16 protein-coding genes are annotated in these 15,282 nt (G+C 69.2%); 15 read left to right on the forward strand and 1 reads right to left on the reverse strand.

The window, feature by feature from the left end; genetic code table 11:
• Positions 1–391 precede the first annotated feature (391 nt).
• The 9 genes from ACF08D_RS08335 (at position 392) to ACF08D_RS08375 (ending at position 8,180) form a co-directional block, all read left to right on the forward strand.
• Positions 392–829 carry a hypothetical protein gene (locus ACF08D_RS08335; protein WP_392221770.1) on the forward strand — a complete coding sequence of 146 codons (438 nt, stop codon included), beginning with the start codon at positions 392–394 and terminating at the stop codon, positions 827–829.
• Complete coding sequence (locus tag ACF08D_RS08340; RefSeq protein WP_392221771.1) at positions 822–2,549, forward strand: terminase; 1,728 nt, start codon at positions 822–824, stop codon at positions 2,547–2,549. Before ACF08D_RS08335 ends, ACF08D_RS08340 begins: the two co-directional genes overlap by 8 nt.
• On the forward strand, positions 2,546–3,982 hold the full coding sequence (locus ACF08D_RS08345; RefSeq protein ID WP_392221772.1) for a phage portal protein: 1,437 nt from the start codon (positions 2,546–2,548) through the stop codon (positions 3,980–3,982). The genes ACF08D_RS08340 and ACF08D_RS08345 overlap by 4 nt, the downstream gene beginning before the upstream one ends.
• Positions 3,963–4,736 carry a hypothetical protein gene (locus ACF08D_RS08350; RefSeq protein ID WP_392221773.1) on the forward strand — a complete coding sequence of 258 codons (774 nt, stop codon included), beginning with the start codon at positions 3,963–3,965 and terminating at the stop codon, positions 4,734–4,736. The genes ACF08D_RS08345 and ACF08D_RS08350 overlap by 20 nt, the downstream gene beginning before the upstream one ends.
• 59 nt (positions 4,737–4,795) lie before the next feature.
• Positions 4,796–5,383, forward strand: a complete 588-nt coding sequence (locus tag ACF08D_RS08355) for a hypothetical protein (RefSeq protein ID WP_392221774.1) — start codon at positions 4,796–4,798, stop codon at positions 5,381–5,383.
• 15 nt (positions 5,384–5,398) lie between these two features.
• The gene (locus ACF08D_RS08360) at positions 5,399–6,355 is read left to right on the forward strand and encodes a phage major capsid protein (RefSeq protein WP_392221775.1); all 957 of its coding nucleotides are present in this window, start codon (positions 5,399–5,401) and stop codon (positions 6,353–6,355) included.
• A 29-nt stretch (positions 6,356–6,384) separates the two neighbouring features.
• On the forward strand, positions 6,385–7,374 hold the full coding sequence (locus ACF08D_RS08365) for a glycosyltransferase family 4 protein (RefSeq protein WP_392221776.1): 990 nt from the start codon (positions 6,385–6,387) through the stop codon (positions 7,372–7,374).
• Positions 7,375–7,383: 9 nt separating this feature from the next.
• Positions 7,384–7,800, forward strand: a complete 417-nt coding sequence (locus ACF08D_RS08370; protein WP_392221777.1) for a hypothetical protein — start codon at positions 7,384–7,386, stop codon at positions 7,798–7,800.
• A gap of 191 nt (positions 7,801–7,991) precedes the next feature.
• A complete protein-coding gene (locus ACF08D_RS08375; protein ID WP_392221778.1) occupies positions 7,992–8,180 on the forward strand; it encodes a hypothetical protein in 189 nt (62 codons plus the stop codon).
• Here ACF08D_RS08375 and ACF08D_RS08380 read toward each other — a convergent pair.
• On the reverse strand, positions 8,177–8,497 hold the full coding sequence (locus ACF08D_RS08380) for a DUF4429 domain-containing protein (protein ID WP_392221779.1): 321 nt from the start codon (positions 8,495–8,497) through the stop codon (positions 8,177–8,179). The genes ACF08D_RS08375 and ACF08D_RS08380 overlap by 4 nt on opposite strands.
• Positions 8,498–8,528: 31 nt before the next feature.
• On the opposite strand from ACF08D_RS08380, the gene ACF08D_RS08385 reads away from it, so the two are divergent.
• The 6 genes from ACF08D_RS08385 (at position 8,529) to ACF08D_RS08410 (ending at position 15,279) form a co-directional block, all read left to right on the forward strand.
• On the forward strand, positions 8,529–8,855 hold the full coding sequence (locus ACF08D_RS08385) for an HK97 gp10 family phage protein (RefSeq protein WP_392221780.1): 327 nt from the start codon (positions 8,529–8,531) through the stop codon (positions 8,853–8,855).
• Complete coding sequence (locus tag ACF08D_RS08390; RefSeq protein ID WP_392221781.1) at positions 8,855–9,253, forward strand: hypothetical protein; 399 nt, start codon at positions 8,855–8,857, stop codon at positions 9,251–9,253. The genes ACF08D_RS08385 and ACF08D_RS08390 overlap by 1 nt, the downstream gene beginning before the upstream one ends.
• Positions 9,254–9,325: 72 nt before the next feature.
• Entirely contained in the window at positions 9,326–9,910 is a 585-nt protein-coding gene (locus tag ACF08D_RS08395) for a phage tail protein (RefSeq protein WP_392221782.1), read from the forward strand.
• Positions 9,911–9,997: 87 nt separating this feature from the next.
• Complete coding sequence (locus ACF08D_RS08400; RefSeq protein WP_392221783.1) at positions 9,998–10,327, forward strand: hypothetical protein; 330 nt, start codon at positions 9,998–10,000, stop codon at positions 10,325–10,327.
• Positions 10,328–10,383: 56 nt separating this feature from the next.
• The gene (locus tag ACF08D_RS08405) at positions 10,384–10,734 is read left to right on the forward strand and encodes a hypothetical protein (RefSeq protein ID WP_392221784.1); all 351 of its coding nucleotides are present in this window, start codon (positions 10,384–10,386) and stop codon (positions 10,732–10,734) included.
• Positions 10,735–10,755: 21 nt separating this feature from the next.
• A complete protein-coding gene (locus ACF08D_RS08410; RefSeq protein ID WP_392221785.1) occupies positions 10,756–15,279 on the forward strand; it encodes a hypothetical protein in 4,524 nt (1,507 codons plus the stop codon).
• The last annotated feature ends 3 nt before the right edge of the window (positions 15,280–15,282 follow it).

Raw genomic sequence — 15,282 nt, forward strand, 5'->3', positions numbered from 1 at the left:
CGGCCGGCGCAGGAGGTAGAGGCTGAGCGAGGCGTGAGGCAGCGTGTCAGGCCTACCTCACAGCCGGTCGCTCACCCGTTCGCCCTAGCCTGTTGCTCGTGCCGCGTCAAGCGGTTCGCCGTATCGAATCTCTGAGCGAAGGTCCGGTCAAGATCCATGATCATGGTTCGGTACCTGCTTAACGATCACCAAATCGTAGATCGTTTGAAGCCGTTTAGGTTACCGGGGGGTTACCCCCCTGGGGCGATCTTGAGCCATCGGGGCCGTATAGCACCTGACTGTCTGTACGGGTTCCCTTGGCCCCCGCCGGCCGTCCGCCCTGGAGGCGGAGCATGTCGGCTCTCCACTGCCCGCCTCGCGCCCCGGTGGCGCGTCGACCCTGGAGGTCACCATGGGCGCACACGGACCCATCCCCAAGCGCAGCGAGGAACGCCGCCGCCGCAACAAGGACGACGGCCCCGAGCTGCTGCAAGCCCCCTCCGGCCCGCCGGCCCAGCTCCCGGACCTGCCGGAGCCCGAAGACTCGTGGCACGAGATCGCCACCGACTGGTACCTCTCCCTGCGGGAATCAGGTCAGGCCGCCTTCTACCAGCCGTCGGACTGGGCCACAGCCCGGTACGCCGCCGAGCTCATGTCCCGTCTGCTGAACACCGACCGCGCCCCGAACGGGCAGTTGGTCGCCGCCCTGAACTCGGTGATGAGCGCGCTGCTCACCACGGAAGGCGATCGGCGCAGGGCCAGGATCGAGCTGGAGCGGAAGCCTGCGGTGCAGCCGGCTCCAGCGTCGGTGACGGCCATCGCCGACTACCAGTCCCGTATCGGTGGCTGACGACGTCCCTGAGGTGGTGCAGCCCTTCACGCTCGGCCCGACGTGGAAGCGAGGCCCTGACGGGCGGTTCCTCCTTCCGCAATACACGCTGGGCTGGCATGCCTTGGCGTGGACGGCGACGTACCTGCAGCACCATGTTGGGGCGCCGTGGCGGTACACGCCTGAACAGGCCCGGCTGACGCTGTGGTGGTACGCCATGGACCCGGCCACGAACCGCTTCCTGTGGCGGGACGGAGTCATCCAGCGACTCAAGGGGTGGGGCAAGGATCCGCTGATCGCCACCTGGTCGGCTTACGAATTCGTCGGCCCGTGCCGCTTCGGCGGTGTCGCGGACGAGGGCAATGAGTGGGGCGTCCCGCCGGGACAGCCGCTCGGTGTTCAGCATCCGGCGGCCTGGGTGCAGATCGCCGCGGTGTCGCAGGACCAGACGAGGAACACGATGACGCTGTTCCCGTCGATCCTGACGAAGCGGGCGATCGAGGAGTACCGGATCGACCTCGGCAAAGAGATCATCTACGCGGACAAGGGGCGGGCCCGGATCGAGGCAGTCACGTCCTCGCCGCGGGCCCTTGAGGGTGGCCGGCCGACCGCCGTGAACATGGGCGAGACGCACCACTGGCTGGAGTCCAACCAGGGGCACGAGATGGCCGCGGTCATCGAGCGGAACGCCACCAAGTCGGCAGACGGGCAATCCCGGACGCTGGCCAACACGAACGCCTACGAGCCCGGCGAGGACAGCGTCGCCGAGCGTAGCCGGGAAGCCTTCGAGGCCGCCGAGTCCGGCCGGGCCGCAGATACCGGCCTGTTCTACGACTCGCTGGAGGCCCCGGCCGAAGCGAGACTGACCGAGGCGTGGATCGAGCCGACATTGAAGGCCGTTCGCGGCGACTCGACCTGGCTGGACATCGAGCGGCTGAAGGCCTCCATCCTCGACGTGAGGAACCCGCCTAGCCGGTCTCGGCGCTTCTGGTTCAACCAGATCGTCGCCGCCGAGGATGCTTTCCTGGCGCCCTACGAGTGGCAGGCGTGCCCGCATGAGGGCATCGAACTGCAGCCCGGCGACGAGCTGGTGCTCTTCTTCGACGGCTCCAAGAGCGATGACGCGACGGGCCTGGTGGGCTGCCGCATGTCGGACGGGCATCTGGTGACGTTCGGGGTGTGGCAGCGGCCGGCGAACTGGCCGGACGGCACCCCGTGGCGTGTACCGCGCGAACAGGTGGACGGGGTGGTGGACCAGGTGTTCGCCGACTATCGGCCGATCGCGTTCTTCGCCGACCCCGGCGCCGGTCAGGATGACGCCGACGGCGAACGGTACTGGGACGGCTACATCGACGCCTGGGCCCAGCGGTACGGCAAGCGGCTGAAGCTGAAGGCCGTGCCGTCCGGGAATGGCCGCCACGCGGTGATGTGGGACATGCGCGACCGCCGCCGCCAGCAGACCTTCACGGAGGCCGTCGACCGCTTCTACCGGGATGTGCTGGAGCGGCAGCTGACGCACGACGGCCACAAGGTGCTGCGGCAGCACATCGCGAACGCCCGGCGCCGAACGAATGCCTGGGGCTACACGATCGGCAAGGAGCACCGCGAGTCGGCCCGCAAGGTCGACTTGGCGGTGTGCGCGATCGGTGCGCGGATGCTGCGCCGGATGGTCATGAATTCGACGGTGTGGGCCAAGCGCTCCTCGGTGCGCGGTAAGGGACGGGTGGTGGTGCTGCGGTGACGACTCCCACCCTGCCTCTGATCGGTCTGTCGGATGACGAGCTGCAGATCCTGACAATGCTCCGGTCGGATCTGCTGTCGCAGCGCTTCAAGCTGGAGTTGCTGGACGCGTACTTCAACGGCGAGCAGCTGGTCCGGGACCTCGGGATTTCCATCCCGCCGCAGCTCAAGGGCCTGCATACGGTCATCGGGTGGCCGCGGATCGGCGTAGAGGCCCTGGAGCAGCGCCTCGATCTGGAAGCGTTCCGCTGGGCGGACGGGGCGGATTCGTCCGAGCTGGAGGACATCGCCCAGTCCAATGACCTGTACGACGAGGCGAGCCTGGCGCATCTGGACGCCCTGACCTACGGCCGCGAGTACGTGACGGTCGGGTCAGCGGACACGGACGACGCCCCGCCGATCATCACGTTCGAGTCGCCGCTGGACATGACCCTCACGTGGGATGCGCGGCTGCGGATGCCTCTGTTCGGGCTCCGTGAGTGCCAGGACCGCTTCGACTTCGGGCTGTCGCCCGAGGAGCGCCTGGTGTCGCTGTACCTGCCGATGCAGACGATCTACGCAGTTGAGAGCGAGTCGGGCGGCTGGGAGGTCATCGACCGCGACATGCACGGGCTGGGGATGCCTCCGGTGCTGCGGATGGCGAACCGGCAGCGGACCGCGGACCGTGTCGGTAAGTCGGAGATCACACCCGAAGTCATGTCCATCACCGACGCGGCCTGCCGGCGCCTGATGGGGATCGAGGTCGCGTCCGAGTTCTTCGGTGCCCCGGCACGCTACATCCTCGGCGCTTCGGAGTCGGCGTTCCAGGACGCGGAGGGCAACGCCAAGTCCGCCTGGGAGACCTACATCGGTCGGGTGCTGGCGCTTGAGCGGGATGAGGACGGGCAGGTCCCGACCGTCGGAACGTTCCCGGCTCACGATCCGTCCGGACAGACGAAGATCATCGATCTGTATGCGCGGATCATGGCCACTCAGCTCGGGCTGCCGCCGCACATGCTCGGCTACACCAGCGACAACCCCGCCTCCGCGGACGCCATCCGGTCGTCCGAGGCGATGCTGGTGAAGAAGGCCGAACGGCGCATCAGGCGGTTCGGCGCGACGCACCGCGAGGCGATGCGGCTGGCGCTGTGGGTCCGGGACGGCGAGCCGCCGGACAAGACGCGGCGCATCGAGACGGTATGGCGCAACCCGGCCACGCCGACGATCGCAGCGCAGACCGACGCCGCGGTGAAGCTGGCTGCGGCGGGCATCATTCCGGCCGACTCCGACGTCCTGCTGGAGATGGCAGGCCTCACCGAGGACCAGCGCCAGCGGGTCGCCGCTGATCGCCGCCGCGCTCAAGGCCGTCGGCTCCTCGCCTCCCTGAGCCAGGTCGGCGAGGAGAGCGAACCGGATGACGAGCCGGAGGTCGACGATGGCGACCCTGGTCTCTGACGGCGACTCCTCGGCGGACCGCCAGCGCCGCGCTCAGCGAGGCTTGTCCCGGCTCCTGCTGCGGGACATGCGCAGCCTGCGGCGGATCATCATCCCGTCGCGCCTGCAGTCGACGGTCCCGGACTGGATCGCTGCGGTGCGCGCGCTGGTGGACCAGTACGGCGCTGCGTCGTCCTCGCTGGCCGCGGACTACTACGAGGCGGAGCGCGTAGCGGCCCGGGTGACCGGCCGGTTCACGGTGCCGCTGCTGGAGCCGCCGCCGGAGGAGCAGGTCGACAATAGTCTGCGCTGGGCCACCAAGGACATCTGGGAGCGCGACCCGGACGATCCGCAGACCACAGAAGCTCAGCGGCAGCCCCTGGACGTCCGTCTGGAGCAGGCAGAGAAGAAGGCCGAGCAGGTGGCGCAGAAGCTCGTCGTCGACCAAGGCCGGGGCACCGTCCAGGAGGCGGTGCGCCGCGATCGGCAGGCGACAGCCTGGGCCCGGGCCGCAGCGCTTGGCGCGTGCTCGTTCTGCAAGATGCTCGCCATCCGCGGGGCGGTCTACAAGCAGGACACGGCCAGTTTCCGGGCCCACGACGGCTGTCACTGCGGCGTGGTCCCGGTGTTCAGGGGGCAGCGGTTCGAGCTGTCCGATCACGCACGTGAGTGGGAGCGGCTCTACCGCGAGTTCGCGGCGCCCCACTCGGGCGACCAGCTTCGCCGGTTCCGGCAGGCGCTCGCCGAGCACGGGCAACTGCCCGCCGCTCACTGACCCACCCTTCTGCCGCCCCGGAGGCGGCGTCCCCAAAGCCCCTGGAGGGCCTGAGAGTCATGCCCGAAACCGAAGAGAACCAGCAGGTCGAGCAGCAGACAGAGCAGCCCGAGACCGCCCCGGAGGCGGAGGGCGCTGACGCTGAGCCGTTCAATCTGGAGCGCGCACAGGAGAAGATCCGCAAGGCGAACTCAGAGAACAAGAACCTCCGCGAGCGTCTCAAGGAGCTGGAGCCCCTCGCCCGCAAGGCGAAGGAGCTGGAAGAGGCGCAGAAGACCGAGCAGGAGCGTCTCGCCGAGCAGCTCACCAGAGAGCAGGAGCGGGCCGCGAAGGCGGTACGCACCGCCGTGGCCGCCAAGGTCGAGGCGCTCGCCGCCCCGACGTTCGCGGACCCGGAGGACGCCGCCGGCGCCCTCGACCTGACCGCCTACGTCGACGCCGACGGCGTCATCGACACCGACGGCATCAAGCGTGACCTCGCGGACCTGCTGAACCGCAAACCGCACTGGGCCAGGCCGTCCGACAACGGGCCGCGGCGCCCGGCGCCTGACCGTACCCAGGGCTCTTCGGGCAACGGCAACCGAACCCCGTCAGAACCCGGCGACATCTTCGCCGGACTCATGCAGAAGGCCCTGAAGGGCCGCTGAGAGAGGTAGCCCTCCATGGTTGCAACGCAGCCGATCAAGCTGAGTGACGTCGATGCGACGTTCCTTCCCCCGACCCTCACCGGGCCGATCTTCGAGAAGTCAGTCGAGCAGAGCGCCATCATGAGCCTCGCTCGCCGGGTCCCGCTGTCGATGTCGGCGACCACGGCGGTCCCTGTGCCGCTCGACGTCCCGACGGCCGACTGGGTCGACCAGGCCGGCCGGAAGCCCCTCGGCACGGGCGGCGTCGACATCAAGACCATGAGCGGCAAGAAGATCGCCGTCCTCATCCCGGTTGCGATGGAGGTCGTGCAGTCCAACGCCGCCGGCCTGTGGACCCAGCTCCAGCGCGACCTGCCGACCGCATTCGCCCGCGCCTTCGACCGGGCGGCGATCCACGGCCGCACGATGAAGGGCGCCACCGGCCCCTTCCCGGACCACCTCGCCGAGACGACGAAGTCCGTCACCATCGGCACCACCACCCAGGCCAACGGTGGCATCTGGGGGGACCTCGTCACCGGCATGCGTGAGGTCTCCAACGACGACTGGGACTACACAGGAACGGTCCTGGATCACCGGATGAAGCCGTCGCTGCTGGGCGCCACCGACACCACGGGCCGCCCGATCTTCGTCGACACCACACAGCCGGGCACTGGCGCGGCACTGGCGGGCACGCTGGTCGGCGAGCCGGTCGCCTACTCCCGCAGCGTGTCCGGCAAGCTGCGCCGCCAGTCCGGCACGATCGACACCGGTCTTCGCGGTGTCGGTGGTGACTGGTCGCAGACTGCCTACGGTGTCGGCATGGACATCACCGTGCGGATCTCCCGCGAGGCGACGTACATCGACGAGGACGGCGGCGTCCACTCGGCGTTCCAGGAGAACCTGGTGCTGCTCCTGGCGGAGGCGTACTACGGGTTCGTTCTCGGCGACGTGGAGGCGTTCGTCAAGTACCTGGCGGCGGGCGGCAGCTCGTGAGCCTGGGCGGGGAGGGCAGCCGGGCGCCGATGCGAGTCGTCGCCCGGCTGCACGGCTACCCGCCTCGCCACAATGCCGGCGCGGAGTGGATGGTGCACTCCATGCTGCGGGCGCTTGTGGAGCGCGGTCACGACGTCTCGGTGTGGCTGTCGCGCTATACCGCAGACCGGGCCGACTACGAGCTGGACGGTGTCCAGGTGGTGCCGCTGCAGTCCCGCCTGGACTCGGCTACGGCGATCCGGAAGGCAGACGTGGTCGTCTCCCACCTGGAGAACGTCCCGTCCGCCGGCGCCCTGGCCCGCGGGTACGGCAAGCCGCTGGCGGTGGTCGTGCACAACACTCACCTGCCGTCGTTTCGGCAGATGGCGGGCGGCGACACGTCGCTCGCGGTCTACAACTCGCAGTGGATGGCCCGCGAGGCGGAGCTGTTCTTCGCCGAGTACCCGAAGAGCGTCCGCCCGGGCGCCGAGATCATCGTCCGGCCTCCTGTCCTCGCCAGCGAGTACCGGACCCGACCAGGCCGCAAGGTGACGCTGATCAACTGCAACCTGGAGAAGGGCGGGCGGGTCCTTGAGCAGCTCGCCCAGCGCATGCCGGACGTCGAGTTCCTGGCGGTCCGCGGCGCCTACGGTGAGCAGATCCTTCCCGACCTGCCGAACGTCGAGATCATCGACCACATCTGCGGTCACGACATGCGAGAGGCGGTGTATCGGCGCACGAAGGTGCTGCTGATGCCCTCGTCGTATGAGTCGTGGGGGCGGGCCGGCGTCGAAGCGCTCGCCTCCGGTATCCCTGTGATTGCGCACCCCACCCCGGGTCTATGCGAGTCGCTCGGCGAGGCGGGCGTGTTCGTCGACCGTCACGACATCGACGGCTACGAGACCGTGATCCGGAAGCTGCTGAGTAACCCGGCTGAGTACCGGCTGGTCGCGAAGCGGGCAAAGGCCCGGTCGGCGGAGCTGGACCCGACGGCCGACCTGGCGGCCTGGTGCAACGCCCTGGAGGCGCTCACCCGTTAGGAGGCAGCCATGGCGTTCGTAGCCCCGACCGCCGAGCAGCTCGGCCTCTATCTCGGCATGGACGAGATCGACGGCGACCGGGCAGATCTGCTTCTGACGCAGGCGGTCAACCTCTGCCTAACGGTGGTCAAGCCCCTGCCGGACGAGGCGACAGCGATCGTGTTGTCGGTGGCAGGCCGGGGCTACGTCAACCCGCAGCAGATCTCCTACGAGACGATCGGTCCGATGTCCGTGCAGCGCCCGCAGGGCTCCGGGGGGCTGTATCTGACGAAGGCCGACAAGGCGGCTCTCAAGTCGCTGGCCGGCCGGGGTGGCGCGTTCACCGTCGACCCGACCCCGGCGACCGCTGACCCGTCACCGACGTATCCACTCGATGACGATTACGGCTCCGGTATGGAGTACGAGCCGGGCTGGGGCTGGCACTGATGCCCGGCCCCTATCCGTTCGGCGTCCCGATCCGTGTCCTGCGTATGGGCCCCTCCCTGGGCCGGGACCCTCGCGGCCAGCCTTTGCCGGGGGTGGACGAATCGTTCACCGTCTCCGGATGTGTCGTCACGCCCCGAGAGTCGGCACCGCAGGTCGGCGGAGCTCAGCAGCAGGGACGGGACACAGTCATCGTGGGCATCACCGTCTACGCCCCGCCAGGAACGGATATACGAACCACCGACAAGATCCAAGTCCTGAAAGGTCACCGGTACCAGGGCGCCACCTTCCAGGTGACGGGTGAACCAGGGGACTGGGGCCGCAGCGCCTTCACCGGCACACACGGCCCCGTCCAGTTCGCGGCTGACCGCATCAAGGGCTAGCTGCGCGCCTGCTCCACCGCCGCGACGAGCTTCTCGGCTTGGCTGTTGCTGCGGCGCGGGATCGACAGGGAATGCGGGTCGGAATGCGGTGGCCGCCCGCCTGCCATCAACCCTCGCTGCTCCTCTGCTGGAACGCTGCCGGGCAGCAGGAACTGCACGTAGCCATGGAACAGCCAAGTTGCCGGCTTCACCCGGGTGCCGGTGACGTCCGCCGCCCGGAGCCGGAAATCCTGCGACGGCTGGCCGACGGCCCGCTTCGTGATGGTGATCCATTCTCCGTCGAACCGGATGCTGCCCTGTACACCTTTGACGTCCATCCCAACCCCCAGTGTGTGAGGAGTCGAGGGTATGTCCGCACGATTCAAGATGTCCCGCAAGGGTGTCGGCCAGCTTCTACGATCACCCATGATGCAGGCCGAGATGGTGCGCCGCGCCACCGTCATCAAGTCGGTCGCGGAGAGCATCGCCCCGGTGGGCGGCCCTACTGACCCTCATGCCGGCCGCTATAAGGCCAGCTTCTACGTCACCAGCACCGCCCGCGGTGGACGGCGCCGGGACCGGGCCGTGGCCACGGTTGGGAACCGGGCCTACTACGCCCGCTGGGTCGAGTACGGGACCGAGAAGGTGCCAGCGCATCACGTACTGCTGCGCGCCGCCCTTGCAGGCGGCCGGTGATGGCGGCCGTCGGCTCGGTCGACGTTGAGCTGGAGCTCATCGTCTGGACTCAGGCCCGCGTCGCCTCCGGCGTCGTGGTACGTGACGAGCTCGACAACCGGCTTGGGGAAGAACTGCCCACCGTGCAGATCGAAGTGGTGGGCGGTGACGACGACGGCATCCGCTTGGACCGCGCGCTGGTCGACGTCAACGTGTATGCCGCCACGCGCGCCCAGGCGATCACCCTGGCGGCCCAGTTGCACGGCCTGTACCTGACGGAGCTGCGCGGCTCGGCGACGGACAACGCCGTCTTCGGGCTGGTGTCCACCGTGTCCCGACCCGCGATCCGCCCCTACGAGAACACCGACCTCCGCCGCGTCGGAGCGACTTACGCAATCCACAGTCACCCGGTCTCCTGACCGGCCAAGGGCCCGCGCCGGACCCGATAGTTCCCGCCCGTGCGCGGGCCTCATCCATGTCTGGAGACACCGATGGTCAACATCACCCGCGCCGCGGACCTGCTGGAGGTCGGCGCCAACGGCGGCGGCTGGGTGGCGCCACTCGGCACCGCCTCGCCTGGCGACCCGGCCGTACAGCCCCTCGACCCGTGGCTGCCGCTCGGCGCCCTGTCAGACGACGGCCTTGTCCAGGGCTTCGAGGAGGACTCCCAGTCCTTCACCCCGTGGGGCTACACCGCGCCGATCCGAACCACGATCACCTCGTCGCTGCGCACGTTCTCCGTCACGGCCTGGGAGACCGGCCGGACCACGGTCCAGGCGCTGCAGTACCGCCTCGACACCGACGACCTCACCCCCGCCTCGGGGCTCACGACGTTCGCGGAGACCGCGAGCCCGACGCCGGACCGGCGTGCGTTCTGGTTCGTCGTTCTCGACGGCGAGTTCCAGCGCGGGTTCTACGTCCCCCAGGGCGAGATCACCGAGCGATCCGACGTCACTCACAAGCAGGACCAGGTCGCCGGCTTCGAGTGGACGATCACCGCCTACCCGGACGAGTCCGGCAACACCGTCTACCACGCCGACCGCGTTCCCGTGACGCCCGCCTACACGGGCTCCTGAACGGTGGGCGGGCCAACAACCGTCGGCGCGGGCCCGGCCCGCCCACCTTCCTCTCCCTGCCCGCGCCGCTTCTAGGAGGCCCGCGCCATGCCCGAAACGAACACCGAGACCGCTGCCGCCGCGCAGGAGATCGAAGCCGCCGGCCACTACGTCACCAGCGAGCTGTGCGGCGAGAAGCTGCAGCTCGTCCCGCCCGGCGCGTGGCGCCAGTCCTGGCAGCGCATGCTCAAGGCCGGCGACATGGACGACTTCATGGAGCGCATCCTCAGCGACGACTCCTACGAGCAGTACCTGGACCTCGACCCGACGAACGACGAGATCGGCGCCTTCCTCAACGCCGCAGGCGAGGCGGGCGGAGAGCCGCTGGGAAAGTCCAGTGGACCCAAAGGGTCGTCAAGGAGCACGCGGAGGCGGTAGAGGCCGACCTGTGGCGCTACTACCAGCGTGACCTGCTCGACCTCTACCGGGACAACATGACCTGGCGGCAGCTGCGGGTTCTGATTCAGCACCTGCCGCCCGAGTCCGCCACGATGACCTCCCTCCGAAACTCGCTGTCGGACGAGGAGATAGCCGAGCAGGCCGACCGGGGCCGCCCCGAAGACGGGCGTTGGTCGCAGCTCGAACAGCTCGTCGCAGTCGTGGCCGACCGAGTGGCGCGCGTCGAGTACGTGCTGCGGTGCGTAAACACCGAGAAGAAGAAGGACTTCCCCAGCCCGCCTGAGCCGATCCGCCGGCCTGGAGCGGCGCCACGCAGGGCGAAACCGAAGCTCACCGAGGCCGGCGCGGAACGCCTCTTCGCCCTGCTCAACGGAGGCGCGGCCTGACGCGCGGAACGGGGGTTCCTCGTGGCCATCCAGGTCGGATCCGTAGAGGTCGACGTCGTCCCGAACACCCGGGGCATCTATGCCCGTCTGCGGTCGGAGCTCGAGCCGGCCGCGGCCCGGGCCGGGCGCGACGCCGGCAACTCGGCCGGCAGCAGCTTCGGTGACGCCATGCAGTCGCGCGTCGCCGGCATCGGGCTCCAGGTCGGGGAGCGGGTCGGGCAGCAGATCGCCTCACGGGTCAGCGCCGCGATCCGCGACAGCATCCGCGACGGCGTCTCACAGGGCGGAGCGTCCGCCCGCCCGGCCGCCGCCCGGCAGGGCCAGCAGACGGGATCGGCATTCGCCCGCTCCCTGCATACCCAGTTGGCCGCCGCCCTGCAAGACCTGCCCGAGGTGCGTCTCCACGCCAACAGCACGGACGCCCAGCGGGAGATCCATCAGCTCCGCTCCCAGATGCAGGCCCTGCAGGACGCTCGCATCGGCGTCGACATCTCCACCGCCGACGCCCTCGCACAGATTGCGCAGGTCCAAGCCCGGCTGGAGCATCTGTCCGCTTCGGACGCCAACGTCGGCATCCGCGTTGACGCTGCCGCCGCTGCCACCCAGCTGGCAGCGATCCAGGCTCAGGTCGACCGGCTGGACGGGGACGAGGTCCGGATCAGGGTCGACACGTCCGGCGCCTTGTCTGCCGTTCTGCACTTGGGTGTGGCCATCGCCGGCCTGGCCGCTATTCCGGCTGTGCCGGTGCTGGCAGCTGGTATCGGTTCCATCGCTGCGGCTGGTGTCGCGGCCGGTGCGGGCATCGGCGCCCTGGGGGCGGTTGCCGTGCCCGCCTTTGTCGGCATCGCGAACTCACTCAAGGCGCAGAAGGCGGCGCAGGACGCTGCGACCACGGCCTCAGCGCGCGGAGCGCAAACGGCCGCGCAGTCCGCCTCTCGTGCCCTGCAGATGGCAGGAGCTCAGCAGTCCCTGGCGGCGGCGCACCGCAACGCGGCCCGGCAGATCGGGCAGGCCGAGCAGGGCGTAGCGGACGCGGTCCGCTCGTCGGTAGAAGCGAACCGCCAGGCTGTAGCGCAGGTTCGGGCGGCGCGTCAAGCACTGGCCAGTGCGGTCGAGCAGGCAGCCGAACGGCAGCGGGAGGCCGCCGAGCGCATCGCGGACGCCGAGGACTCCCTCGCAGATGCCCAGCGCTCAGCCCGACAGGCTCAGCAGGATCTCACCCAAGCACGCCGCGAGGCGGCTCTCGAGCTGGCGGAGCTGGGCGACCGGCTTGCGAACGCCCAGCTGGACGAGCGGGACGCCGCCCTGTCCGTGCAGGAGGCGGAGGCGCGGCTGCGGGAGCTGCGGGCGAAGGGCTCCAAGTCGACGCTGCTGGAGCAGCAGCGCGCGCAGCTTGCCTACGAGCAGGCAGTGCAGCGGCTCCGGGAGCAGCGCGGCGAGACCGCGCAGCTTACAGCGGAGAAGGCGGCGGCTGATAAGGCTGGCGTTGAGGGTTCCCGGACCGTTCAGGACGCCATGGAGCGTCTGCGTCGTGCCGACGAGGCTGTGGTCGACCAGCAGAAGTCGCTCACGAAGGCCCGCGCCGAGGCTGCCAGGCAGCAGGTGCAGTCGCAGCGGGACATCGCTGAGGCCCAGGAGCGGGTGGCTGAGTCGCAGCGCAACATCACCAAGGTGCAGGAGGACGGAGCACGCTCAGTCGCTCGGGCGCAGGAACAGCTGGTGGCGGCGCAGCAGTCTGCCACCGACTCGATCGCGTCCGCGCAGCGGCAGATAGCCTCCGCGTCTCTGTCGGCGGCCGGGGCGGTCGACCAGGCGGCGGTCGCTCAGGCCAAGTACCAGGCCGAGCTCGCCAAGCTGTCGCCGTCGGCTCGTGGCACCTACAACGCGGTTCAGTCGCTGCGGACCGCGTTCTCGGGATGGTCGAAGTCGCTGCAGCCGCAGGTGATGCCGATCTTCACTCGGGCAATCAACGGATTGAAGAACAGCCTTCCCGGGCTGACGCCGTTCGTGCTGGCGGCGGCCCGGGCTATCAGCGAGCTGCAAGCCCGGGCCTCGCGCGGGTTCCGGTCGCCCTGGTGGCGTCAGTTCCGCGACGAGCTCGCCGGTTCGGTCTACCCGGCGATCATCGGGCTGGGCGTCAGCTTCGGCCGGATCTTCAGGGGCATGGCCGGCGTCATCGACGCCTTCCTGCCGCACATGCAGTCGATCTCCACCCGCATGCAGGAGATCACCGGCCGCTTCGCTAGATGGGGCACCAGCCTCAAGGGCTCTGAGCGGTTCGAGCGGTTCCTGGCGTACTCCTCTCGGCAGGCGCCGATCCTCGCGGAGTTCCTTGGCGACATCGGCAGCGCGTTTTACCAGATCGCCCGCGCCTCGGCTCCCCTGTCGGGCCCGGTGATGACGGTCCTGGGTGCCATGCTCTCCGGCATCGCGTCGATCGCCGAGACCCTGCCGTGGCTGATCCAGCTGCTCTATGCCGCGTGGATCGCCACGAAGCTGTGGACCCTCGCCATGATCGTGTTCAACCTGGTCATGGCGGCCAACCCCATCACCCTGATCGTCATCGGGATCGTCGCCCTGGTGGCGGCCGTCGTCTACGCCTACCAGAAATTCGAGTGGTTCCGGAGCCTGGTCCAGACCGTCTGGGCGGCGATCCAGACGGCCGCCATGTGGGCCTGGACGAACGTCCTCCAGCCCGTCTTCGCCGGCATCTCGACCGCCCTGCAGACGGTCGGCCAGTGGGCCACCTGGCTGTGGGTCAACATCCTCCAGCCGGTGTTCAACTTCATCTCCCTGGCCGCCCGCATCCTGCTGACCGCGCTTGTGGTCGCCGTCCTCCTGCCGATCATCGCGGCCATCAAGGGCCTCGGCATGATCGCCATGTGGCTGTGGGAGAACGCCATCGGTCCCGCGTTCCGGTTCATCGGCCGGATCGCCATGTGGCTGTGGCGCAACGTCTTCCAGCCCGTCTTCGGCTGGATCGGCAGCGGCGTCAAGGGCCTGTGGAACATGTTCCTCAAGCCGACGTTCAACAGCATCCGCTCCGGCATTCAGCTCGTCGGCAGCGGCTTCAAGTGGGTCTGGGACAACGTCCTCGGCCCGGTGTTCGGCTGGATAGGCGACAAGGCCAAGTGGCTGTGGGACAAGGCCCTCCGGCCTGCATTCTCCAGCATTCAGAAGGGCGTCGCGGCCGTCGGCCGCAGCTTCGAGGATGCGAAGAATTTCATCGGCCGGGCCTGGCAGAAGGTGGAGGACCTGGCGAAGAAGCCGGTCAAGTTCGTGATCGAGAAGGTGTACAACGCGGGGATTGTGCCCACCTGGAATCTGGTCGCCAGGGCGTTCGGCGCCCCGGAGATCAAGAAGATGGACGTCTCCAAGTGGGCGACCGGCGGTGTCCTGCCCGGCTACACGCCGGGCAAGGACGTCCACAAGTTCTACTCGCCGACCGGTGGCGGCCTGGAGCTCTCCGGCGGCGAGGCCATCATGCGGCCCGAGTTCACCCGCGCGGTCGGCTCCGGGTTCGTGTCCACCATGAACAAGATCGCCACGTCCCGCGGAGCGAACGGCGTCAAGGCCGCTCTCGCTCCAGCGCTCGGCGGCAACCCGGACACGCCAGTACAGCGGTTCGCCGATGGCGGGATCTTCGGGTGGATAGGAAAGAAGGTCGCAGGCGCTGGCAGCGCCGTGTGGGAGGGGGTGAAGAAGGGCGCGAACTGGCTCGGCGACACGATGGAGCGCTCCGCGCGCGCTGGCGTGGCCAAGGTGGTCGACCCGCTGCTGGCGAAGTTCCCGGGCGCGGACACCAGCATCGGCAAGATGATCCGCCGCATTCCGACCAAGATCATCGATTCGATCTTCGGGTTCAGCGAGGAAGCGGACAAGCGGGGCGCCGGCGATGTCCTCGGCGGCCCCGGGATCCAGGCCGCCCTGAAGTGGGCCAAGACGCAGAATGGCCTGCCGTACCAGTGGGGCGGCAACGGCAACCCGTCGTGGGACTGCTCGGGCTTCATGTCGGCGATCGAGTCCGTCATCCGCGGGCAGAAGCCCCACCGCCGCTGGTCGACGCACGCCTTCAACGGCGGCACCGCCCCCGGATGGGTCCGCAACGGCGCCTCCGCCTTCCGTGTCGGCATCACCCACGCCGGGGTCGGCCACACCGCCGGCACCCTCGGCAAGACCAAGGTCGAATCGCGGGGCGGCGACGGCGTCGTCGTCGGCCCCAGGGCCCGCGGCTACAACGACAAGCTGTTCACCTCCTGGTACGGCTTCCAGCCGGACAAGTACGACTCGGGTGGCTTCCTGCAGCCCGGGCTGAACCTGGCCTACAACGGCACAGGCCGGCCGGAGCCGGTCTTCACCACCCAGCAGGCCAACGCGCTCGTCACTAAGGCCGCCGCCCCTGGTGGGCTCCAGCCCGGTGACGCGCTGCGTCTGGTTGTGCAGGGCCAGGAGTTTGCCGCCTACGTGGACCGGCGGGCTGACGGACGCGTCGCCGCCACCCTCCAGCCTGCCGTGACGGCGTTCCGCGCGAACCGGAGGGGGTGACCG

It is taken from the genome of Streptomyces sp. NPDC015131 (genome assembly GCF_043079975.1).
Taxonomy (GTDB): domain Bacteria; phylum Actinomycetota; class Actinomycetes; order Streptomycetales; family Streptomycetaceae; genus Streptomyces.